This window comes from Acidimicrobiales bacterium, assembly GCA_035533595.1.
GTDB lineage: Bacteria > Actinomycetota > Acidimicrobiia > Acidimicrobiales > Bog-793 > DATLTN01.
This window is the reverse complement of record DATLTN010000027.1, coordinates 61,293-83,522: the sequence shown is the minus strand read 5'-3', so window position 1 is coordinate 83,522 and position 22,230 is coordinate 61,293. Positions and strand designations below refer to the sequence as shown.

Here is a 22,230-nt window from a genome sequence, read left to right as displayed (position 1 = left end):
GTGGAGCCGCTCGCGGCTAGCCCGCGTCGGCGACCGTGGTGGCGACGGTGGCGGGGGCTGCCGGCGGCAGCGCCGGGGCGGCGATCTTCAGGTGGCTGGCGAGGATCACCCCGGCGGCGAACAGCAACCAGCCGGCGTCGATGATCGTCCGCAGCGCGGGGATCCTCCCCCGCCCCTGGAAGACGCCGGGGGCGACGAGCTGGAAGAGGGCGTAGAGGCCGACGACGAGGGCGATCAGCGCGACGAAGAGGCTCACGAAGCAGACCGCCGCACCGTAGCCCTTGGCGACGCGCACCGCCGGGGCCGCCGCCGCCTCCTCCTCCCCGACGAGGCGCCGGCCACGCCCCTCGTGGACCGCGAGCGCGCCCAGGCTGAGCAGCAGGATCAGCCCGCCCAGGACGACGCCGCGCGCCACGGCGTCGCCGACGGGGTGGCGCGCGCCGAGGGAGAGGGCCGTCGACTTCCCGATCAGCTGCACGAGCGAGGAGACCACCGCCGCCGAGCCGAGGAGCGCCGACCAGACGAGGATGAAGGAGGCACCGAAGAGGTAGGTGGCGTAGGGGCGCCGGCCGCTCGGGTCGGGGTCGGCACGGTTGGCGATGACGATCACCACGAAGGCGCCGACGATGCCGAGCAGCGCCACGAGGAGGAGCGCACCGACGGCGAGGCCGATGAACGAGGTGGGGGTGACGAGGCCGAGCGGACTCATGGTGCTCCAATCGGTTGCACAGGGCGCGCCGAGTGCGACCGCGACCCCCGCGCCGACCGCGGCAGGGCGCGGCCGCCCCCATTGTCGGTGGCCGAGATTGCGGCGCGATTTCAGATGGGTGGCAATGTGCACCAACTTCACGGCGCAGAGGCCGCTCCCGAGGTGCTATCCCGCCCGGCGCCTCGCAGCGCGCAGCGCGTTCCGCAGGAGCATCGCCCGCGTCATCGGCCCGACCCCGCCGATCCGGGGGGTGAGGTAGCCCGCCACCTCGGCGACGGACTCGTCCACGTCGGAGAGGATGCGGCGCCCCTCCCAGGAGACCCCGGCGCCGACGACGGCGGCCCCGGGGCGCACCATCTCGGGCCGCACGAGGCCCGCCGACCCCGCGGCGGCGACGATCACGTCGGCGTCGAGGGTGTAGCGGGCGAGGTCGGGGACGCCGGTGTGCACAACGGTCACCGCCGCGTTGCAGTGCGGGCGGCGCAGCGCGAGCAGCAGCGCGAGCGGCCGGCCGATGGTGAGGCCGCGGCCGATGACGACGACGTGGCGCCCTTCGACGGGGACGTCGTTCGCCGCCAGCAGCTCGACGATGCCCTGCGGCGTGCACGGCAGCGGCCCCGGCGCGCCCATCACGAGGCGGCCGAGGTTCACCGGGTGGAGGCCGTCGACGTCCTTGTCGGGGTCGACGGCGAGCAGCACCTTCTCCTCGTCGAGGTGCTTGGGGAGGGGGAGCTGCACGAGGTAGGCGTCGACGGCGGGATCGGCGTTGAAGGCTGCGATGACCGCGAGCAGGCGCTCCTCACTCACGTCCGCGGGGAGGTGCTCGTGCACCGAGGCGATGCCCACCTCGGCACAGTCCTCGTGCTTCATCTGCACGTAGCGCGCCGAGGGCACGTCGTCACCGACGAGGATCGTGCCGAGGCCGGGCACCACCCCCTGTTCGGCGAGGAGCGCTGTCTCGGTGGCCACCTCGGCACGCACCTGCTTCGCGAGGGCCTCGCCGTCGAGCAGCCGCGCGGTCACGGTGTCGGCGCCGCGCTCGGGGCTGCGGCGACCCGGTGGTGGGGGGCGGGGTGATGGGGAGACGAGTAGAGGAAGAAGGTGACTCCTTGGTAGCGGCGGACGATGTGCGCAGCGTATTCGCGGGCCACCTCGTGCTGCAGCTTCCCGAAGGTGCTGCGCAGCACCCGCGCCGCGGGCGTCCCGTGCGGGTTGCCGTCGTGCTGTTCGATGAGGAAGAGCCTCCCGCAACGCTCCGGTAGCGCGGCCCGCGCGGCGCGGTCGAGGGTCACATAGCGCTCGACGATCACCGGGTCGCTCCCCATCGGGCGCGCCGGGAGCAGCGACACGAAGCGGGGTGCCTCTCCCATCCCGGGAGGGGGATGGGAGAGGTAGTAGTTGAAATCGACGAAGCCGTCGTTCGCGTAGAAGGCGATGCAGTCGCCGGGCGCGGCGAGCGAGACGACGCCGACCACGGTCGCCTGCTCGTCGTCGATGTCGACGCCGTAGGTGGGGGTGAGCTGCCCGACGCGCAGCGCCGCGAGCGCCACCACCGCGAGCAGCCCGAGCGCCGCCGGGCGCAGGCGCGCGAGGGGGAGGGCGAGGGCGACGGCCGCGGCGGGGAGGCAGGGCGAGAGGTAGCGGTCCGTGAAGACGGGTTGGCCAAGGCGCGAGACGACGTAGGAGACGAGCGGCAGCAGCGCCGTACCGAGGACGGCGAAGACCGCCGCGAAGAGCGCCTCGGGGTGGCGGCGCGGCGTCCGCAGGGCGAGCAGGAGGCCGAGGGCCATGAGCGCCGCGGCGCAGAACACGAGCGCGAGCGAGAGGTCCCCCCAGCGAGCGCCGTAGCGCGCGCCGGCGAGGTAGTCGAGCACCGAGCGCACCGTGTTGGCCGTCGGCCGCGGCAGCCAGAAGAGCTGCCCGTCCCCGCGGTGCGCGGCGATGAGCACGAGGGGGAAGCCCCCCGCCGCGACGAGCACCGCGGCGGCGGCGAGGCGGCGGCGCGCCGCGGGGGCAGCGCCGGGGAGGCAGAGGGTCGCCAGCCCGGCGACGACGACGAGGGCGCCGAGGAGGAGCGTCCAGCAGAGTGCGAGCGCGGCGAGCGCCCACAACAGGCAGTCCCGTCGACGCCCGCTGCGGCGGGCGACGACGAAACAGAGCCCCGTGAGCGCGGCGAGGGCACTGCCGAGGGTGTAACCCCGCGCCATCTGCCCCCAGTAGACGAGTGGCAGGCTGAGGCCGATGAGGAGTGCGGCGTAGAGCCCGGCGCGGCGGCCTGCGAGCTCGCGCCCGAGGAGGAAGGTGAGGAGCACCGTCGCCACCGCGGCGAGCGCCGAGGGCAGCCGGAGGACCACCTCCCCGCTCCCGAACAGCGACGTCCAGCCGTGCAGCAGCAGGTAGTAGAGGGCGAGGTTGCCGCCGTCGTGACCCACCGCCCACAGCAGGTGGAGGCCGTGCTGGGTGGCGATCGCGTAGGTCGCCCCCTCGTCGAGCCAGATGCTGCGGGCGCCGAGGTGGTAGAGGCAGAGGCCGAAGGTGGCGGCGGCGATCGCCACCAGCGCCCCGAACGTCGGGGTGGGGTGCCAGCGCGGCGCCCCCTCGCTTACCTCGACTCTTTCCTCGAGGGTCTCAGTGGCGGAAATGCCGCTCCCCCGTCATCACCATCGCGATGCCACGCTCGTTGGCCGCGGCGATGATGTCGTCGTCGCGCAGCGACCCGCCGGGCTGGATCACCACGGTGGCGCCGGCGTCGACGACGGCGTCGAGGCCGTCCCGGAAGGGGAAGAAGGCGTCGCTCGCCGCCACGCCCCCCTCGGCGCGGCCGTCCGCCTTGGTCGCCGCGAGGCCGGCGGCGTCGACGCGGTTCTGCTGGCCGCAGCCCACCCCGACCACCTGGTTGTCCTTCACGAGGACGATGGCGTTGGAGGAGGTGCGCCCGCAGACGAGCCAGGCGAGCTCGAGGTCGGACCACTGCTGCTCGTCGGGCTGGCGCTCGGTGACCACCTTCCAGCTCTCGCGGCGGGCGAGGAAGCGGTCCTGTTCCTGGACGAGGAAGCCGCCCGAGATCTGGCGGAGGCCCAGGTACTCGGCGCTCGGGAGGGGAGCGCCGAGGGGGCGCATGTTCTTGCGCTTGGCGTTGAAGAGCTCGATCGCCTCTTCGCTCATCCCCGGCGCGAGCAGCACGTCGGCGAGGGCGTTCTTCACGATCGCCTCCGCGAGCGGGAGGTCGATCGGCTCGGAGAGGGCGACGATGCCCCCGAAGGCCGAGATCGGGTCCGAGGCGAAGGCGCGCTGGTAGGCCTCGGTGATGTCGCCGTCGATCGCCGCGCCGCAGGGGTTCGCGTGCTTCACGATCACCGCCGCCGCGCCCCGCCCGAGCGCCTTCAGCTCGTGGCAGAGGCGCCACGCCGCCTCACCGTCGAAGAGATTGAGGTAGGAGAGCTCGCGCCCGCCGTGCTGCACGACGCCTTCCCAGAAGCCGGCCGGCGCGCCGAGGGTCCGGTAGCGGGCGCCGTGCTGGTGGGGGTTCTCGCCGTAGCGGAGCTCGCCGACGCGCTCGAGGGCGAGGTGCAGGGTCGGGGGGAGGGCGTCCTCGGCGTCGGAGTTGGCGTCGAACCAGGAGACGATCGCCGCGTCGTAGGCGGCGGTGTGCGCGAAGGCGGCGCGCGCCAGACGGCGGCGCGTCGCAGCCGAGACGGCGCCCGCCGAGGACAGCTCGTCGAGGACGACGTCGTAGTCGGCGGGGTCGACGACCACCGCGACGTGGTCGTGGTTCTTCGCCGCGGCACGCACCATCGTCGGGCCGCCGACGTCGATCATCTCGATCGAGGGCTCGCGCCCGAAGGGGTAGAGGTTGCAGACGACGAGGTCGATCGGCTCGATCTCCTGGCGGGCGAGGTCGGCGAGGTGCTCGGCCTTGGAGCGGTCGGCGAGGATGCCGCCGTGGATCTTCGGGTGCAGGGTCTTCACCCGGCCGCCGAGCATCTCCGGCGCGCCGGTGACCGAGGCAACCTCGGCGTGCGCGATGCCCTCGGCGGCGAGCGCCGCGGAGGTCCCCCCCGACGAGACGAGCTCCACGCCGAGCCCGGCGAGGCCGCGCGCGAGGGGGATCAGTCCCTCCTTGTCGTAGACCGAGATCAGGGCCCTCAAGACAGCTCCTCTCCGTTGTCGAGTCTCGCCAGCACCGCCCGCACCGCCTCGGGATAGAGGCGCCGCTCCACCTGCTTGATCCGTTCGTGCAGCGACTCCTCGGTGTCACCCGCGAGCACGGGCACCGCCTCCTGGGCGAGGATCAGCCCCTCGTCGACCGCCTCGGTCGCGAGGTGCACCGTGCAGCCGGTGACCTTCACCCCCATCGCGAGCGCCTCGCTGACGGCATGCCAGCCCTTGAAGGCCGGGAGCAGCGCGGGGTGGGTGTTCATCACCCGCGCCGGGAAGCGGCGGTGCACCGCCGCCGAGAGCACCGTCCCGTAGCCCGCCATCACCACGAGCTCGACGGCGTGGGCCTCGAGCACCCCGACGACCGCGGCGGTGTAGCCCTCCCGGTCGAAGGACTTGCTGAAGTCGCTGCGCAGCACGACCTCGCACGTGACGCCGGCGTCCGCCGCCACCTTCTCCGCAGGGCAGTGGCGGTCGACCACGACCACCGCGATCGGCAGCTCGGCGCCGAGCAGGGCGCTGAGGATCGTGCCGCTCCCCGAGGCGAGCACTCCGATCCGCATTGGCCGAAACTACTCGGCTGCTCCCGCCGCCGGGGTCGCCTCAGGCGAGGCCCCGCACGACCTCGACCATCAGCTCGCCGGCGCGCGTCGGGTTCTCGGCGACGCGCACCCCCGCGGCCTCGAGCGCCGCGATCTTCGCCGAGGCGGTGCCCTGCGAGCCGGAGACGATTGCCCCGGCGTGGCCCATCTTGCGCCCCGCCGGCGCGGTGACTCCCGCGATGTAGGCGACCACCGGCTTGTCCATCGACTCGGCGATGAACTGCGCGGCCCGCTCCTCCCCGTCGCCACCGATCTCGCCGATCATCATCACCGCGCGGGTCTCGGGGTCCCCCTGGAAGGCGGCGAGGACGTCGATGAAGGTCGTGCCCGGCACCGGGTCGCCGCCGATCCCGACGCAGGTCGTCTGACCGACACCCTGCTGGGAGAGCTCGTGGAGAGCCTGGTAGGTGAGGGTCCCCGAGCGCGAGACGATGCCCACCGGGCCGCCGGGGAGGGCGATCTCACCGGCGGTGATGCCGATGTTGCACTTGCCGGGCGAGATCACCCCGGGGCAGTTCGGCCCGAGGAGGCGGACCTCGGGGAAGTCGCGAACGAGGCGGTTGTAGACGACGGCCTCGTCCTTCGCGGGGATGTGCTCGGTGATGCAGACGATGAAGCGCACCCCCGCCTCGGCTGCCTCGAGGATCGCCGGCCCCGCGCCGCGGGGCGGCACGACGACGAAGCTCGCGTCGGCGCCGGTCGCGGCGACCGCCTCGGCGACGGTGTCGTAGACCGGGATGCCCTCGACGGACTCCCCGCCCTTGCCGGGGGTGACCCCGGCGACGACCTGGGTCCCGTAGGCCTTGTTGCGCAGGCCGTGGAAGCGGCCCTGGCTCCCGGTGAGGCCCTGCACGACGACCTTGGTGTGCTCGTCGACGAAGATGCTCATCAGTTGCCTCCAGCGACGTTGACGGCATGGCGGGCGGCGTCGAGCATCGTGGGCTCGACGATGATCATCTCGGAGAGGTGCGGGGCGAGGATCTCGCGCGCCAGCTCGGCGTTGGTGCCGTCGAGGCGCATCACGATCGGCGAGTTCAGCTTCACCCTGCCGAGAGCGGTGAGGATGCCGTTCGCCACGTCGTCGGTGCGGACGATGCCGCCGAAGATGTTGATGAGGATCGCCGCCACCTTCGGGTCGGCGTTGATCACCTCGAGGGCGTCGGCCATCACGTCCGCGTTCGCGCCGCCGCCGATGTCGAGGAAGTTGGCCGCGGAGCCGCCGACCTGGTTCACGACGTCGAGGGTCGACATCGCGAGGCCGGCGCCGTTGGCGATGATCCCGACGGTGCCGTCGAGGCCGATGTAGTTCAGCCCCTTCTCGCGCGCCGCGCGCTCGCGCTCGTCGACCTCCTGGAAGGCGGCGAACTCCTCCCATTCGGGGTGGCGGAAGGCGGCGTCCTCGTCGAGGGAGACCTTGGCGTCGAGGGCGTGGATCTTGCCCTCGGGGGTGAGGATCAGCGGGTTGATCTCGACGAGGTCGGCGTCGCCCTCGATGTAGCAGCGGTAGAGCTGCACGAGCACCTTCGCCATCGGCTGCTGGGCCTCCTCGTCGATCCCCGCCGCCCGCACGACGGCGAGCGCCTGCTCGACGGAGATGCCGTCGAGGGGGTTCACGTGCAGGCGCTCGATCGCCTCCGGCGACTCGTCGGCGACCTGCTCGATGTCGACGCCGCCGCGCGCCGAGACCATCAGCAGGTGCAGCTTGGCGCTGCGGTCGAGGGTGAAGCTCGCGTAGTACTCCTTCGCGATGTCCGACGAGGGCTCGATCCAGAGGCGGTGGACGACGTGCCCGTGGATGTCGAGGCCGAGGATGTTCCTCGCGTGGGTCTCGGCCTCGTCCTTGGAGAACGCGAGCTTCACGCCCCCGGCCTTACCCCGCCCGCCCACCTGCACCTGGGCCTTCACCGTCACCGGGTAGCCGAGGCGCTCGGCGGCGGCCACCGCCTCCTCGACGGTGTCGGCGGTCTCGCCGACCGAGGTCGGGATGCCGTAGCGGGCGAAGTACTGCTTGCCCTGGTACTCGTAGAGATCCACCCGGTGCGGCCTCCTGTTGCCTCGCGGTCGTGCCGACACTAGAGGGCGACGCTCGGCGAATCGAAATCGGCCCCGCCGGGGGCACAACCGGGCCCCTCGGTACCATCGACTGATGCTGACCACCGGCGGCCCCGTCGCCGTGGACGGCGCGACGGCTGCAGACGAGGGCGCTAGAGCGCGCTCGCGGTGGGGCGACGCGGCGCTGCTGGGCGTGGTCTTCGCCGTCGGCGTCGTCCCGGTCGTGCTCGTCCTGGCGCTGCGCGGCGGCCTCTACGGGATCACCGAGTACGACGACGGCGTCTACTTCGCCGCCGCCCTCCGCCTCGTCGCCGGCCTCCTCCCCTACCGCCACTTCGTCTTCGTCGAGCCGCCGGGGATCACCGTGCTGCTCGCCCCCTTCGCGTTGCTCGCGCACCTCACCGGCGGGCGCGACGCGCTCGCCGCGGCGCGCCTTTTCACTGCGCTCGTGGCCGGCGCGAACGCCCTCCTCGTGGCGACCCTGCTGCGCCGCCACGGGCGGCTCGCGATGGCGGTCGGCGGCCTCGCGCTCGCCGTCTTCCCCACCGGCTACGCCGCCGACCACACCTTCCTCCTGGAGCCCTTCTGCGTGCTGTTCTGCCTCATCGGGGTGCGCCTCGTCTTCACCGACGAGGGGCGGTTCGCCTCGTCCCGGCGCTGCGCGCTCGGGGGCGCGTCGGTCGCCTTCGCCTGCGACGTGAAGACGTTCGCGGTCGTCGTGCTCGTCGTGCTCGCCGTCGTGCTCGTCTGCTCGGCGCCGCGGCGCGCCGCCGCTTTCGCCCTCGGTGCCGCCCTCGCGGTCGCGGTCACGGTCCTCCCCTTCTTCCTCGCCGCGCCGCACGCCTTCCTGCACGAGGTGGTCGTCTCCCAGCTGACGCGCGGCACGGCGCGCCCCACTCCCCTCCTCAACCGCCTGTTCGCCCTCGTCGGCCTCGCCTACGCCGCCCCCTCGCTCGCCGTCGCGCCGAACCTCCCCTCGCTGCCGCGCGGCCTCGCCCCGACCCTGGCCGCCGCGCTCGTGCTCGGCGCCGTGCTCCTCCTCCTCGTGCTGCGCCTCCTCGGGCGCCGGGACCGCAGCCCGTGGTCGTGGTTCGTCGTCCTCAGCGCGCTCGCGACGGCGGCCACGGCCCTCGGCCCCCCCGCGTACTACGCGCACTACGCCGCCTTCCCTGCCCCCTTCCTCGCGATCGCCCTCGGCACGGGAGTCGCGCTCCTCCCCCGCCCCGCCGGGCGCCGCCGGCTGCTGGCGGGCGGCCTCGCCGGCCTCGTCGTCGGAGCCGGCAGCCTCGTCGTGCTCGTCATCTCCGGCGGCTACCACGACACGATCGCCTCCAAGTTCGGCGACTGGGGGCCGGTGGTCGCGGCGCGCGTTCCGGCGGGGGCCTGTGTGGTCGCCGACTCCGAGAGCGTCCTCGTCTCGGCGGGGCGCGCCTTCCCCGCAGGCGACGGCTGCCCGCAGCTCCTCGACGCCACCGGCATCTGGCTCGCGGCGGACCCCGCGAACCCACCGCACCGCCTCTTCCAGCCCTTCGCCAGCCACCTGCAGGGGGGCAAGGACCCGGCGCTCGTCGCGCTCTGGGCGGAGGCCTTCCGGCGCGCCGACTACGTCGTCGTCTCGGGCTGCACCGCCTTCCGCATCCCCTGGACCACTGCGCTGCTCAGCGAGTTCGAGGAACGCTACGAGCGCCTCCCGACCCCGATCGGCGCCATCTACGGCCGGCGGCCGAAGCCGCTCAGGAGCCTCCCGGCAGGGGGGCTGCCGACGCCCGCGGGCTGCCTGCTGCCCTGAGTGACCGGGCGCCCGTGGCGGGCCGAGGAGCTCAGGCGCGCTTCAAGGGGGTGAGGGCGAGGAGGAACTGCTTCTTCCCCTGGCGGGGGAAGGCGATCGTCGCCTCGGCGCGCTCGCCCTCACCGCGCACCGCGACGACCTTGCCCTCCCCCCAGCGGGCGTGCACGACGGCGTCGCCGGGGGCGAGGCCGAGCCCCTCGGCGCCGGTCGAGGGGACCGGGCCGTGGCGCGGGCGCAGCGCCGACTCCGCGAAGGCGGGGCGGTCGGCGCCCGAGCGGAGGTTGCTGCGCAGCGCGTAGGGGTCGGAGAGGTCCCGGACGAGCTCGGCGGGGATCTCCTTCACGAAGCGGCTCTGCAGGCTGTCGCGGGTCTGGCCGAAGAGCGTCCGTACCCAGGTGTGGGTGAGGTAGAGGCGCTCGCGGGCGCGGGTGATGCCGACGTAGCACAGCCGCCGCTCCTCCTCGAGGTCGTCCGGCTCGGCGAGCGCCCGGTCGTGGGGGAAGATCCCCTCCTCCATCCCGGTGAGGAACACGGCGCGGAACTCGAGGCCCTTCGCGGCGTGCAGCGTCATCAGCGAGACCCGCCCGTCGCCCTCCTCGAGGTCGTCGGTCGCGGCGACGAGGGCCGTCGCGGCGAGGAAGGACTCGAGGTCCTCGTGGCCCTGCGCCATCGTGACGAGCTCGGCGAGGTTCTCGAGGCGCCCCTCGGCCTCGATCCCGCCGGCGCCCGGCAGGTTCGTCTGCGCCTCGAGCTCGGCGAGGTAGCCGGAACGCTCGAGGGCGAGGCGCAGGACCTCCGCGGGGCTCATCGTCGCCAGCCCGACGAGGCTGCCGAGCAGGACGCGGAACTCCTCGATCGCGCGTGCGATCTTCGGGCCGACCCCCGCAGCGGGCGCCTGCGCGAGCACCTCGGCGAAGCTCGCGCCGATCGCCGCGGCGTGCGCGGCGACGCGCGCGACGGTCGTCTGGCCGATGCCGCGGCGGGGGACGTTGATCACCCGCCTGAGCGAGACCTCGTCGGAGGGGTTCTCCACGAGGCGCAGGTAGCCGATCGCGTCACGGATCTCGCGGCGGTCGAAAAAGCGCGTCCCGCCGATCACCTTGTAGGGCAGGCCGCGATCCGCGAGCGCCTGCTCGATCGCCCGGCTCTGGGCATTGGTGCGGTAGAAGACGGCGACCTCCTCGGCGGGGATGCCCTCTTCGCGGCGGAGCGAGGCGATCTCGTTGGCGACGAAGGTCGCCTCGTCGCGCTCGTCGCCAGCGCGGTAGCGGACGATGGGCTCGCCGGGGCCGAGGGCGGACCAGAGGCGCTTCTCCTCGCGCACGAGGTTGTTGCCGATCACCGCGTTGGCGGCGTCGAGGATCGTCTGGGTGGAGCGGTAGTTCTGGTCGAGGACGACGGTCTTCGCGTCGGGGAAGTCGTGCTCGAAGTCCAAGAGGTTGCGGATCTCCGCGCCGCGGAAGCGGTAGATGCTCTGGTCGGAGTCGCCGACGACGCAGACGTTGCGGTGGCGGGCGGCGAGCGCGGCGACGATCTCGTTCTGCGCGCGGTTGGTGTCCTGGTACTCGTCGACGAGGACCTGCACGAAGCGCTCCTGGTAGCGGGCGAGGACCTCGTGGTCGCGGCGGAAGAGGCGCACCGTCTCGGAGAGCAGGTCGTCGAAGTCCATCGCGTTCGCCGCCACGAGGCGGCGCTCGTACTCGGCGAAGACCTCGGCGATGCGCTGCTCGTAGATCGTGTAGGCGCGCGCCGAGTAGTCGGCGGCGTCGAGCATCTCCGCCTTGGCCTGGCTGATCGCCCCGAGGACGGCGCGCGGCGGGAAGCGCTTGGTGTCGACGCCGCGCGCCTCCAGGCAGTGCTCGACCAGGCGCCGGCTGTCGTTGTCGTCGTAGATCGAGAAGCCGCTCCGGTAGCGGGTGTGTTCGGCCTCGCGGCGGAGGATCCGCACGCAGGCGGAGTGGAAGGTGGAGACCCACATCTGGCGGGCGCGGTCGCCGACGAGCTCGACGACGCGGCGGCGCATCTCGTCGGCCGCCTTGTTGGTGAAGGTGATCGCGAGGATCTGGCCCGGTGGGACGCCGCGGTGGACGAGCCAGGCGATGCGGCGGGTAAGGACGCGGGTCTTGCCCGAGCCGGCGCCGGCGACGACCACGAGCGGGCCGTGCTCGGTGATCACCGCCTCCCGCTGGCGGGGGTTCAGGTCGGCGAGGAGCTCGTCCTCCCAGTGCGGGTCCTCGTCCTCCTCGTCGAAGTCGAAGGCCTCGAGGAGGGGGGCGTCGAGGTCGAGGCCACCGAGCTTTGGGACGTGCGGCGGCGGGAGCGTGCCGAGCGGACTCGGGGCCAGCCCCTCGTGGTCGCCCTCGTCGTCGCCCTCGAACTCCCCGTAGGAGGCGTCGTCGAGGTCGGCGTCGTCGAGGGGCTCTTCGGCGATCGGCGCGCCGTCGGCGAAGGCCGGCGGCGGCTCGGGGGCGAACAGGCGCTGTTCGCTCACTCCCACTCGATCGTGCCCGGAGGCTTCGAGGTGATGTCGTAGGCGACCCGGTTCACACCCTGCACCTCGTTGATGATGCGCGAGGCGAAGCGCTCGAGGAGCTCGTAGGGAAGGCGCGCCCAATCGGCGGTCATCGCGTCCTCGCTCGTCACGGCGCGCACGACGATCGGGTAGGCGTAGGTGCGCTCGTCGCCCATCACCCCCACCGAGCGGATCGCCGGCAGCACCGCGAAGGCCTGCCAGAGCTCGCGGTCGAGGCCCGCGCGCCGCACCTCCTCGAGGACGATCGCGTCCGCCTCGCGCAGGATCCCGGCGCGCTCGGGGGTCACCTCGCCGATGATCCGCACCGCGAGCCCGGGGCCGGGGAAGGGCTGGCGCCAGACCATCTCCTCGGGGAGGCCGAGCTCCTCGCCGATCGCCCGCACCTCGTCCTTGAACAGCAGGCGGAGCGGCTCGACGAGGTCGAGGTCCATCTCCTCGGGGAGGCCGCCGACGTTGTGGTGGGACTTGATCACCGCCGCGTCCGCCGTCCCGGACTCGATGACGTCGGGGTAGAGGGTCCCCTGCGCGAGGAAGCGGATGCCCTCGAGCTCGCGGGAGATCTCCTCGAAGATGCGGATGAACAGCTCGCCGATGATCTTGCGCTTCTGCTCGGGGTCCTCGACGCCGGAGAGCGCGGCGAAGAAGCGGTCGGCCGCCTTCACGTGGATGAGGTCGACCGCGAACTGCCGGCGGAAGGTCTCCTCGACCTGCTCGGACTCGTTGACGCGCATCAGCCCGGTGTCGACGTAAACGCACGTCAGCTGGTCGCCGACCGCCTTGTGGACGAGCGCCGCGGTGACCGAGGAGTCGACCCCGCCCGAGAGCGCGCAGAGCACCCGCCCCTCGCCGACCTGCTCGCGCACCGCCGCGGTCGCGGCCTCGATCACCGAGGTGTGCGTCCAGGTGGGCCGGCAGCCGGCGAGGTCGAGGAGGAAGCGCTTCAGCAGCTCCTGGCCGCGCGGGGTGTGCACCACCTCGGGGTGGAACTGCACGCCGTAGAGGGCGCGCGCCGGGTCCTCGAGCGCGGCGACGGGAGCGTTCGGCGTCGAGGCGGTGACCGAGAAGCCCTCCGGCGGGCGCACCATCGAGTCACCGTGGCTCATCCACACCTCGCCTTCGGCCTCGAACTCGCCGAGGAGCGCGGCGCTGCCGGTGCGGGTGAGCGTGGTGCGGCCGTACTCGCCGCTGCCGGTGCGCGCCACCTCCCCGCCGAGCTGCAGGGCGAGGAGCTGCGCGCCGTAGCAGATGCCGAGGATCGGGATCCCGAGCGCGTAGATCGCCTCGTCGATGCGTGGCGCCCACTCGGCGTAGACCGACTTCGGCCCCCCCGAGAGGATGATCGCCTGCGGCTCGCGGCGCGCGATCTCGGCGGCGGTGATCGAGTGCGGGACGATCTCGGAGTAGACGTGCGCCTCGCGTACGCGCCGCGCGATCAGCTGCGCGTACTGGGCGCCGAAGTCGACCACGAGGACCGTGTCGAAGGTGGAGGGCACCCCCGACAGGCTACCGGCCGGGGAGGCGGGGGGCGGACCCCCGCGGCTGTCGCGAGACCGCCGGGCGGCGTCCGGGCCGCACGTGCACGGGCGCCGCGGTGGCACGCCCGCGCCCTCACGCGACCGCGACCGGCACCCTCCCGATGGGGCCGCGCCGGCGCACGGCAGCGAGCGCGAGGGCGGCGAGCACGAGCAGGGCGAGGAGCACGAGCACGAGCGCCGCCACGAGGTGCGGCGGCCGGTAGGTGAAGGACACGGTGTGGCGGCCGGCGGGGAGGCGCACCGTGTAGAAGTTGCCGACCCCTCGACCGAGCGTGAGCGGCCGCCCCCCGCTCGTCGCCTGCCAGCCGGGGCTCGGGGTGATGCGCGCCGTCACCGTGGTCGGGCGCGCGCCGTCGACGGTGAGGGTGTAGCGGGCGTCGAAGGGATGGCTCGTCGCGCCAACGGTCGCCCCCGCCGAGGCGCTGAAGCGGCCGGAGGCGCTGACGGCGTAGAGGGTGTCGGCGCCGACGGGGCCGACGCGACGCGCGCCGCTCGGGGCGGTGGGTGCGTCGGAGAGGATGAAGGCCGCGCCGTAGCGGCGCGCCAGCGCGGCGCTGGTGATCGGCGGTGCGAAGAGGTTCACCCCCGCTCCGGGGGACTTCGCGCAGGCACCGCCCGAGGTCTGGCCGGCACCGGCCACGGGCCAGGAGTCGAAGTAGGCCTTCGGGGCGGTCGGGTCGTGGACTGCCAGCTCATCGATGTCGTAGCCGACGTTCATCGCCGGGTAGAGGCCCGTCGGGAAGAGGCGGTAGCAGGCGCTGTCGTTCACCGAGTCGAGGCCGACGAGGGCTCCGCCGGTGAGGCGCGAGAGGGTCGCCGTCGCCACCGTCCCGGGGAAGGCCACGCGGGAGTAGGAGTTGACCCCCACCCCGGCGAAGAGCAGGAAGGCGCTCTGGCCGACGAGCGCCAGCGCGACGAGGGCCTCGCCGGGGCGCGCCGAGAGGCGGGCGAGGGTGCCGCCGCGTGCTCGTTCCCGCCGCCCCGCCCTGCCACCGAGGAGGAGGAGCGCGGCGACAGCGACGAGCGCGAGCGAGGCGACCGGCCAGTAGAGGCTCGCCTGGCGGAGCGCGAGGTAGGGGGCGGCGAGGCCGCCGAGGGCCTTCACGCCGAGCAGCCCGACGACGCCGCCGACGACGAGGAGCGCCGCCGCGAGGCTGCGCCGCACGGCGCGCTCCCGGGCGCGCGCCGCCAGCGCCTCGGCGCCGAGCGCCGCGAGCACGGCGACCGCGAGGGCCACGAGCGAGAGGATGCGGTCGATGTCGACCGCGCCGAGGCCGAGGTCGATCACCAGCCGCTGCACCGGGCTCACCGTGTCGAGGCGGTAGGCGACGAGCACGCCGGCGACGCCCGCCGCGGCGAAGGCGACGACCGCCGGTCGGCGGCGACCGAGGACGAGCGCGAGGAGCGCGAGGACGAGCGCGAGCACGCCCACGTAGCTCGCCGACTCGTAGTAGTTCGGGAGCCCCACCCCGAAAAACGAGCTCCCCGCAGTCGGCAGGCCGTCGTAGCCCTGCGCGAAGAAGAGCGCCACGCCGCGCACGAGGATCCCGTGCGCCGTCACCTCCCCCGAGCGCACCGAGGCGCGCAGCACCGGGAGGCCGCAGAGCCACAGCGGCGCCGCGAGCGCGACGCCGAGCGCCGCGCCGCCAAGGGCGCGCGCCGCGCCCGCGAGCTGCGGCCGCTCGCGGCGGGCGAGCAGCGCCAGCCCGCCGGCGACGAGGAGCACGCCGAAGAAGCCGGTGAGCAGCACGTAGGCCTCGACGAAGCCGCCGTAGACGGCGAAGGCGACCGCGCCGGCGAGCGCCGCGAGCGGGAGCGCCCCCCGCCGGCGGTAGCACCACAGCGCCGTCGCGCCGAGCGCTCCCGCCCAGCACATCGTCCCCGAGATCGACCAGCCGAGCCAGCCGGAAAAGGCCCCCGAGAGCATGTAGGTCGTGCCGCCGAGCGCGGCGGCGAGCGGGCGACAGCCGAGCAGCCGGCAGAGCGCGTAGGTGCCGAGGCCGGCGATGAGCAGCTTCACGAGCACCGTCACCAAGAAGGCGAGCGAGAGCGGGAAGAGGTAGCTGACGAGGCTCGGGAGGGCGAGCGTCGCCGACTCGAAGTTGAGGAACTGCGGGAGGCCGTTGCCCTCGAGGTCGTCCCAGAGGGGGAAGTGGCCGGCGTGCACGAGCCGCCAGTTCTCGGTGCTCCACGGGATGGCCTGGGTGATCTGGTCGCCGTTCAGCGAGTTGTGGGGGCAGCTCGCGAGCACCGGTGGCGGCACGCAGTCGTGCGAGAGCGGCAGCGCCCCCCTGAGGAGGGCCGGGGAGTCCGTCGTGCCGAGGTCGGCGGGGGCGAACTGCGGCCCGTCGGTGAGCGCCGGGGAGAGGAAGAGGAGGGCGAGGAGGAGGACCCAGGCGACGCCGCACACGTCCCCGCGGCGCGCCCGCAGCGCGGCGAGCGCCGCCACGCTCAGGCGAGCGACGCCGCGGGAGCGCCCCCGCCGCCGCTCGGCGGCCCGACGAGGAGCTCGGCCTTGTGGAACTCACGGATGCTCGCGTAGCCGCACATCGCCATCGCCCGCCGCAGCGCGCCGCAGAGGTTCGTCCGCCCCGCGCCCTCGTGCGCCGGGCCGAGGAGGATCGTCTCGAGGTCGCCCACCTCCTCGGCCGCGAGGGTGGTGCCCCGCGGCAGGGTCGCGTGCGCCGCGCCGATCCCCCAGTAACGGCCGCGGCCGGGAGCGCCCGTCGCGGCGGCGAGCGCGCCGCCGAGCATCACGGCATCGGCGCCGCAGGCCGTCGCCTTCACCACGTCGGCGGCGGTCCCCGGCCCCACGTCGGCGATGACCTGCACGTAGACGCCGCTCTCCTCGAGGTGTCGGCTGCGCGCCCCGACGACATCGGCGATCGCCGTCGCCGTCGCGACGTCGATGCCGAGCACGTCGCGCGTCGTCGAGGCGCCGCCTGGCGAGAGGCCGACGAGGATTGCGACGGCCCCGGTGCGCATCAGGTGCAGCGCCGCCTGGTACGAGGCGCAGCCGCCGACGACGACGGGGATGTCGAGCTCGCGGATGAACTGTTTCAGGTTGAGCGGCTCGACGCGCTTCGCGACGTGCTCCGCGGAGACGACGGTGCCGTGGATGAGGAGCACGTCGAGCTCCGCGTCGAGGATCACCGGCCCGAGGTCGGCGACGAGCTGCGGGGTGAGGGCGCCGCAGGTGACCGCCCCGGAGGCCGAGATCTCGCGGATCCGCTGCTTCAACAGGTCCGGGTCGATCGGCCGCGCGTAGAGCTCCTGCAGGCGCGGCGTCGCCTTCTCGGGGTCGAGGGAGGCGATCTCGGCGAGCACCGGCTCGGGGTCCTCGTAGCGGGTCCACAGCCCCTCGAGGTTGAGGGCGCCGAGCGCGCCGAGCTCGCCGATCGCGATCGCGACCTGGGGCGAGACGACGCCGTCGAGCGGCGCGGCGACGACCGGCAGGGCGAAGCGGTAGGCGTCGAGCTCGAAGCTGATGTCGACGTCCTCGGGGTCGCGGGTGCGACGGCTCGGGACGACCGAGAGCTCGTCGAGGCCGTAGGCGCGGCGGGCGTTCTTGCCCGCCCCGATCTCGAACTCCGCCACCGCGACCTCCCGCCCTTTGCGCCGTGCGCACGCTAATGGCTGGCGGCGGGGGCCTCCGGCACGGCACCTTCGGAACCTCAGTCGCCCGTGGCGGCGCCGCCGGCGCTCTCCTCCAGCCGCTCGAGCAGATCCCACAAGATGCGGGCGGTGAGCCCCCACACGAGGTCCTCGCCGAGGACGACGGGGTGGGAGAAGAAACGGATCGCCCGCCGCGCCGTCCCCCAGTGCTCGGTCCACGCGGCGCCCTCGGCGAAGAGCGCGCCGAGCGGGACGAGGAGCGCCGCCTCCACCTCCGCGGGATTGGGAGCAAGCTCCGGCCCGCCGTGCACGAGGCCGACGACCGAGGTGACGCGCTGTCCGTCGCGCACCCGTTCCACCAGGTCGAGGCAGCCGAGGACCTCGACCGCAGCCCGCTCGAGACCGACCTCCTCCTCCGCCTCGCGCAGCGCCGCGTCGAGGGGGTTCTCCCCGGCCTCGACCCTTCCGCCGGGGAAGGAGATGTTGCCGGGGTCGAGGCTGAGCGAGCTCGAGCGCCGCGTGAGGAGCACGGCGAGCTCGCCCTCGAAGTCGTAGATCGGGACGAGCACCGAGGAGACGGGCGCGAGCGCCTGCAGCGCCGCCCGGTCGGCGGGGAGGAGCGCCCGCCGCAGCGTCGCGACGTCGAGTGGTGCCGGCGGCTGCCAGCGGCGCCGCTCGCCGAGCGCGAAGTCCTCGGGACGGGTGACGACCTGGCGGTGCGACACCGTCCAGGGGTCGTCGAGGTCACCGGGAAAGACGAGCCGCCCCCCTTCGGGGGCGGCTGCGGGCGACTTCTCCCCCTCGCGGGGGTCGTCGGGCGGGCCTTCCGTCACGGACGGCCTCGCGGGTGGTGCATCGGGGCGGCCGGCAGCACCGGCCGCCCCGAGAGGCACCTCACATCATCGCCATCTCGTCGCCGTGGCCGTGGCCACCGTGGTCGCCGGCGGGCTCCGGCTTGTCGGCGATCAGCGCCTCTGTCGTGAGCAGCAGGCTCGCGATCGAAGAGGCGTTCTGCAGGGCCGAGCGGGTGACCTTGGCGGGGTCGATGACGCCCGCCTTCACGAGGTCCTCCACCTCACCGGTGACGGCGTTGAGGCCGAAGTTCGTCTTCGCCCCCTCGACCTGCCTCACGAGCACCGCCCCCTCGAGGCCGGCGTTGATCGCGATCCACTTCAGGGGCTCCTCGAGCGCCTTGGCGATGATCGCGGCCCCGGTCGCCTCGTCGCCCGTGAGCGCCTCGGCGGCCTTGCGGACGGCCGCACGGCTCTGCAGGAGGGCGGTGCCGCCACCGGCGACGATGCCCTCCTCGATCGCGGCGCGGGTCGCGGAGAGCGCGTCCTCGATGCGGTGCTTCTTCTCCTTGAGCTCGACCTCGGTCGCGGCTCCGACACGCACGACGGCGACGCCGCCGGCGAGCTTCGCGAGGCGCTCCTGGAGCTTCTCGCGGTCCCAGTCGGAGTCGGTGTCCTCGATCTCGCGGCGGATCTGCGCGATCCGCCCCTTCACCTCGTCGGAGTCGCCGGCGCCGTCGATGATCGTCGTCTCGTCCTTGGTCACGACGACGCGACGGGCGCGGCCGAGCAGGTCGAGCGAGACGTTGTCGAGCTTCAGGCCGACCTCCTCGGAGATCACCTGGCCACCAGCGAGCACGGCGATGTCGCCGAGCATCGCCTTGCGGCGGTCCCCGAAGCCGGGGGCCTTCACCGCGACCGAGTGGAAGGTGCCGCGGATCTTGTTCACGACGAGCGTGGCGAGCGCCTCACCGTCGACGTCCTCGGCGATCACGAGCAGCGGCCGGGCCGACTGCATGACCTTCTCGAGCACCGGCACGAGGTCGTGCACGGCCGAGACCTTCGAGTTCACGATGAGGATGTAGGGGTCCTCGAGGATCGCCTCCTGCCGGTCGGCGTCGGTGACGAAGTAGGGCGAGAGGTAGCCCTTGTCGAACTGCATGCCCTCGGTGAACTCGAGCTCGAGGCCGAAGGTGTTCGACTCCTCGACGGTCACGGTGCCGTCCTTGCCGACCTTGTCGATCGCCTCGGCGAGCACGTCGCCGATCGAGGTGTCGGCGGCCGAGATCGCCGCGACCTGGGCGATCTCCTGGCGGCCCTCGACGTCGCGGGACTGCTTGCGGATCGACTCGACCGCGGCGCGCACCGCGGCGTCCATCCCCCGCTTGAGCGACATCGGGTTCGCTCCGGCGGCGACGTTGCGCAGCCCCTCGCGCACGAGGGCCTGGGCGAGGACGGTGGCCGTCGTCGTGCCGTCACCGGCGACGTCGTTGGTCTTGGTCGCCACCTCGCGCACGAGCTGCGCGCCCATGTTCTCGAAGGGGTCCTCGAGGTCGATCTCCTTGGCGATGGTCACGCCGTCGTTGGTGATCGTCGGGGGCCCGAACTTCTTGTCGAGGACGACGTTGCGGCCGCGCGGGCCGAGCGTCACCTTCACGGTGTCGGCGAGCTTGTTCACGCCCGCCTCGAGGCCGCGTCGTGCGGCCTCGTCGAATCGGAGGATCTTGGCCATCAGCCGACCACCTTGGCGAGCACGTCGCGGCTCGTGAGGATGAGCAGCTCCTCGCCGTCGACGGTGAACTCGGTGCCGCCGTACTTTGAGTAGACGACCTTGTCGCCGACCGCGATGTCGAGCGGAACGATCTCGCCGGTGTTCTCGGCGCGTCGGCCGGGGCCGACCGCGAGCACCTCGCCCTGCTGGGGCTTCTCCTTGGCGGTGTCGGGGATCACAAGTCCCGATGCCGTCGTCTCCTCCGCCTCGCTCGGGCGGACGACGATCCGGTCCTCCAGCGGCTGAAGCGTCATGCCGAGGCCTCCCTTGGTCTCATTAGCACTCTTACCTGTTGAGTGCTAACGATACTGATGAAGCGCCCGGCAGGCAACCCCGGGCCTGCGCTAGCCGGCGAGGCGCTCCTCGGGGAAGGCGAGGTTCGGTTCCGCGCCCTGGGAGAGCGGGCTCGGGCCGTCGCTCGCGAGGCGGATGTGGGCCGCGGCCGCGATCATCGCCGCGTTGTCGGTGCACATCGCCCGCGAGGGGACGAAGCAGCCGAGGCCGCGCGCCGCCGCGGCGGCGGCCATCTGCTCGCGCAGCGGCGTGTTCGCCGCCACCCCGCCGGCGAGGCAGAGCGAGCGGGCGCCGCAGGCGGCCGCGGCGGCGAGGCTCTTGTGGACGAGCACGTCGACGACCGCCTGCTGGAACGAGGCGGCGACGTCGGGGGTCGCGATCTCGGGGTGGTGACGGACGTGGTGCACGACCGCCGTCTTCAACCCGGAGAACGAGAGGGTGAGGCCGTCGTCGAGCATCGGCCGCGGGAAGGCGATCGCGCGCGGGTCGCCGGCGGAGGCCGAGCGCTCGATCTCCGGGCCGCCGGGGTAGCCGAGGCCGAGGAAGCGGGCCACCTTGTCGAAGGCCTCCCCAGCGGCGTCGTCGACGGTCCCCCCGAGGATGCGGTAGATGCCCGGTGCCTGCATCGCGACGAGCAGCGTGTGTCCCCCGGAGACGAGGCAGACGAGCGCCGGGAGCGCGAGGTTGGGATCCTCGAGCAGCGAGGCGTAGAGGTGGCCCTCGAGGTGGTTGACGCCGACGTAGGGCAGGCCGAAGGAGAGCGCGAGGGACTTCGCGAAGGAGACACCGACGAGGAGCGAGCCGACGAGGCCGGGGCCGCAGGTCGCGGCCACGGCGACGAGCTCGGGCGCGCCGTCGTGGAGGGGCAGGCCGCGGTGGGAGAGCCCCGCGCCCTCGAGCGCCTCGTGCAGGACGGGCACGACCCGCTCCACGTGCGCCCGCCCGGCGAGCTCGGGGACGACCCCGCCGTAGCGGGCGTGCAGGTCGATCTGGCTCGACACCACCGAGGACAGGACCACCCGCTCCTCGGTGACGACGGCCATCGCCGTCTCGTCACAGGAGCTCTCGACGGCGAGGATCGCGCGCCCTCGGGCGCCGAGATCGCTCACTCCCCGCGCTCCGCGGCCGCGAGGCGGACACCGATCTCCTCGAGGCGGATCGTGTAGTCGTCGCTGTCGACGCCGTGCGCCCACATCACGAGGCCGTCCTCGTTCACCTCTGCGTAGTAGTTCTTGCGGATCCCCGCCGGCACGAAGCCGAAGGTGCGGTAGAGCTCCTGCGCGCCGTGGTTGGAGACGCGCACCTCCAAGGTGAGCGCGCCCGCCCCGTGCTCGCGGGCGGCCGACGCGAGGCGGTGCAGGAGGCGCATGCCGATCTTGTGGCGCTGGAACTCCGGCGCGACGCCGATCGTCGTGATGTGCCCCTCGCCGGCGACGAGCATCAGGCCTGCGTAGCCGACCACCGTGTCCCCCGAGAGGGCGACGAGGTAGACCCGCGTCGCCGGCATCGCGAGCTCGGAGTAGTACAGCGCCGGCGACCAGGGACGGGGGAAGATGCGCTCCTCGATCGCCGCCACCTGGCGGACGTGGCGGCGGCGCATCGGCACGATCTCGACCGCCCGCGCGGGCGAGGGCGGCGCCGCGGTGCGTGCGCGGCCGGGCAGGCGGAAGGTCACCTCGCGCCGCCCGGGGGGTCGTCACGGGTCGCCCAGCTGATGCGCACGTCGGCCTGGCGGTGGTAGCGGGGGGCGAGGGCGAAGGCGTCGCAGACCTCGCCGCGGTGCAGCCGCTCGATGCCGAGGTGGGCGAGCACCGTGGCGTCGGGGGCGGCGTGCGCGTCGTCGGCGATCTCCACCCCGGCGGGGCCGGCGGAAAGGATCGCCTCTGCGTGGCGGAGCGCCCCGTCGCCGACGAGCAGCGCCCGTTCGAGGGCCATCTCCTTGTTGAGCTCGGCGATGAGCTCGTCCGGGCTCGTGACGCGGATCTCGGCATCGCCGGGGAGCTCGAAGGCGACCTCGCCGCGGCGCATATCGACGACGGGCACCACCGGCCGCCCCGCGACGGGGGCGCCTCGCCGCAGCAGCTCGGTGCTCGTCGCCTCCACCGCCGGCACCCCGAGGGCGAAGGTGAGCGCCTTCGCGGCGGAAACGCCGACCCGCAGCCCGGTGAACAGCCCCGGCCCGACGTCGACGGCGACCGCGTCGAGGTCGCCGACCGAGGCCCCGACCGAGGAGAGGACGGAGGCGATCGCCGGGTGCAGGGTCTCCGCGTGGCGGCGCCCCGGGCGCGCCGAGAAGGTGGCGAGCACCACCGCCTCTTCGATGAGGGTGACGCCGACGCCGATCGTCGCGGTCTCGATGGCGAGCAGGATCACCGCCGGCC

At 73.5% G+C, this 22,230-nt stretch carries 18 protein-coding genes; 1 reads left to right on the top strand and 17 read right to left on the bottom strand.

Annotation, left to right across the window (positions count from 1 at the left end):
- Positions 1–16 precede the first annotated feature (16 nt).
- From VNF07_05450 to sucC, 7 genes are all read right to left on the bottom strand, one after another.
- Positions 17–709 carry a hypothetical protein gene (locus VNF07_05450; protein ID HVB05676.1) on the bottom strand — a complete coding sequence of 231 codons (693 nt, stop codon included), beginning with the start codon at positions 707–709 and terminating at the stop codon, positions 17–19.
- Positions 710–874: 165 nt separating this feature from the next.
- A complete protein-coding gene (locus VNF07_05445; protein HVB05675.1) occupies positions 875–1,732 on the bottom strand; it encodes a tetrahydrofolate dehydrogenase/cyclohydrolase catalytic domain-containing protein in 858 nt (285 codons plus the stop codon).
- Positions 1,729–3,264 (bottom strand): glycosyltransferase family 39 protein, encoded by a 1,536-nt coding sequence (locus tag VNF07_05440; protein ID HVB05674.1) that lies wholly within the window; start codon positions 3,262–3,264, stop codon positions 1,729–1,731. The genes VNF07_05445 and VNF07_05440 overlap by 4 nt, the downstream gene beginning before the upstream one ends.
- A gap of 73 nt (positions 3,265–3,337) precedes the next feature.
- Positions 3,338–4,858 (bottom strand): bifunctional phosphoribosylaminoimidazolecarboxamide formyltransferase/IMP cyclohydrolase, encoded by a 1,521-nt coding sequence (purH, locus tag VNF07_05435; GenBank protein HVB05673.1) that lies wholly within the window; start codon positions 4,856–4,858, stop codon positions 3,338–3,340.
- Positions 4,855–5,430: a phosphoribosylglycinamide formyltransferase gene (gene purN / locus VNF07_05430; protein ID HVB05672.1), complete on the bottom strand. Its 576-nt coding sequence runs from the start codon at positions 5,428–5,430 to the stop codon at positions 4,855–4,857. Before purN ends, purH begins: the two co-directional genes overlap by 4 nt.
- A 40-nt stretch (positions 5,431–5,470) precedes the next feature.
- Complete coding sequence (gene sucD, locus VNF07_05425) at positions 5,471–6,358, bottom strand: succinate--CoA ligase subunit alpha (GenBank protein ID HVB05671.1); 888 nt, start codon at positions 6,356–6,358, stop codon at positions 5,471–5,473.
- On the bottom strand, positions 6,358–7,503 hold the full coding sequence (gene sucC / locus VNF07_05420; GenBank protein HVB05670.1) for an ADP-forming succinate--CoA ligase subunit beta: 1,146 nt from the start codon (positions 7,501–7,503) through the stop codon (positions 6,358–6,360). Before sucC ends, sucD begins: the two co-directional genes overlap by 1 nt.
- A gap of 112 nt (positions 7,504–7,615) precedes the next feature.
- Between sucC and VNF07_05415 the strand changes: the two genes are divergently transcribed.
- Positions 7,616–9,310 (top strand): hypothetical protein, encoded by a 1,695-nt coding sequence (locus tag VNF07_05415; protein HVB05669.1) that lies wholly within the window; start codon positions 7,616–7,618, stop codon positions 9,308–9,310.
- 31 nt (positions 9,311–9,341) lie between these two features.
- Here the strand turns inward: VNF07_05415 and VNF07_05410 are convergent, their stop codons facing one another.
- The 10 genes from VNF07_05410 to tsaB all read right to left on the bottom strand — a co-directional run bounded on the left by VNF07_05410 (position 9,342) and on the right by tsaB (position 22,222).
- The gene (locus tag VNF07_05410) at positions 9,342–11,801 is read right to left on the bottom strand and encodes a UvrD-helicase domain-containing protein (protein ID HVB05668.1); all 2,460 of its coding nucleotides are present in this window, start codon (positions 11,799–11,801) and stop codon (positions 9,342–9,344) included.
- Entirely contained in the window at positions 11,798–13,336 is a 1,539-nt protein-coding gene (gene guaA, locus VNF07_05405; protein HVB05667.1) for a glutamine-hydrolyzing GMP synthase, read from the bottom strand. The genes VNF07_05410 and guaA overlap by 4 nt, the downstream gene beginning before the upstream one ends.
- A 115-nt stretch (positions 13,337–13,451) precedes the next feature.
- Complete coding sequence (locus tag VNF07_05400) at positions 13,452–15,827, bottom strand: hypothetical protein (GenBank protein ID HVB05666.1); 2,376 nt, start codon at positions 15,825–15,827, stop codon at positions 13,452–13,454.
- Positions 15,828–15,829: 2 nt separating this feature from the next.
- A complete protein-coding gene (locus VNF07_05395) occupies positions 15,830–16,975 on the bottom strand; it encodes a GuaB3 family IMP dehydrogenase-related protein (GenBank protein ID HVB05665.1) in 1,146 nt (381 codons plus the stop codon).
- Between the two features lie 77 nt (positions 16,976–17,052).
- A complete protein-coding gene (locus tag VNF07_05390; protein HVB05664.1) occupies positions 17,053–17,826 on the bottom strand; it encodes a CoA pyrophosphatase in 774 nt (257 codons plus the stop codon).
- A 61-nt stretch (positions 17,827–17,887) separates the two neighbouring features.
- Complete coding sequence (gene groL, locus VNF07_05385) at positions 17,888–19,516, bottom strand: chaperonin GroEL (protein ID HVB05663.1); 1,629 nt, start codon at positions 19,514–19,516, stop codon at positions 17,888–17,890.
- Positions 19,516–19,809, bottom strand: a complete 294-nt coding sequence (gene groES / locus VNF07_05380; protein HVB05662.1) for a co-chaperone GroES — start codon at positions 19,807–19,809, stop codon at positions 19,516–19,518. Before groES ends, groL begins: the two co-directional genes overlap by 1 nt.
- Before the next feature lie 90 nt (positions 19,810–19,899).
- Positions 19,900–20,958: a tRNA (adenosine(37)-N6)-threonylcarbamoyltransferase complex transferase subunit TsaD gene (tsaD, locus tag VNF07_05375; GenBank protein HVB05661.1), complete on the bottom strand. Its 1,059-nt coding sequence runs from the start codon at positions 20,956–20,958 to the stop codon at positions 19,900–19,902.
- Positions 20,955–21,524, bottom strand: a complete 570-nt coding sequence (rimI, locus tag VNF07_05370) for a ribosomal protein S18-alanine N-acetyltransferase (protein ID HVB05660.1) — start codon at positions 21,522–21,524, stop codon at positions 20,955–20,957. Before rimI ends, tsaD begins: the two co-directional genes overlap by 4 nt.
- Positions 21,521–22,222: a tRNA (adenosine(37)-N6)-threonylcarbamoyltransferase complex dimerization subunit type 1 TsaB gene (gene tsaB / locus VNF07_05365; protein HVB05659.1), complete on the bottom strand. Its 702-nt coding sequence runs from the start codon at positions 22,220–22,222 to the stop codon at positions 21,521–21,523. Before tsaB ends, rimI begins: the two co-directional genes overlap by 4 nt.
- Between the last annotated feature and the right edge of the window lie 8 nt (positions 22,223–22,230).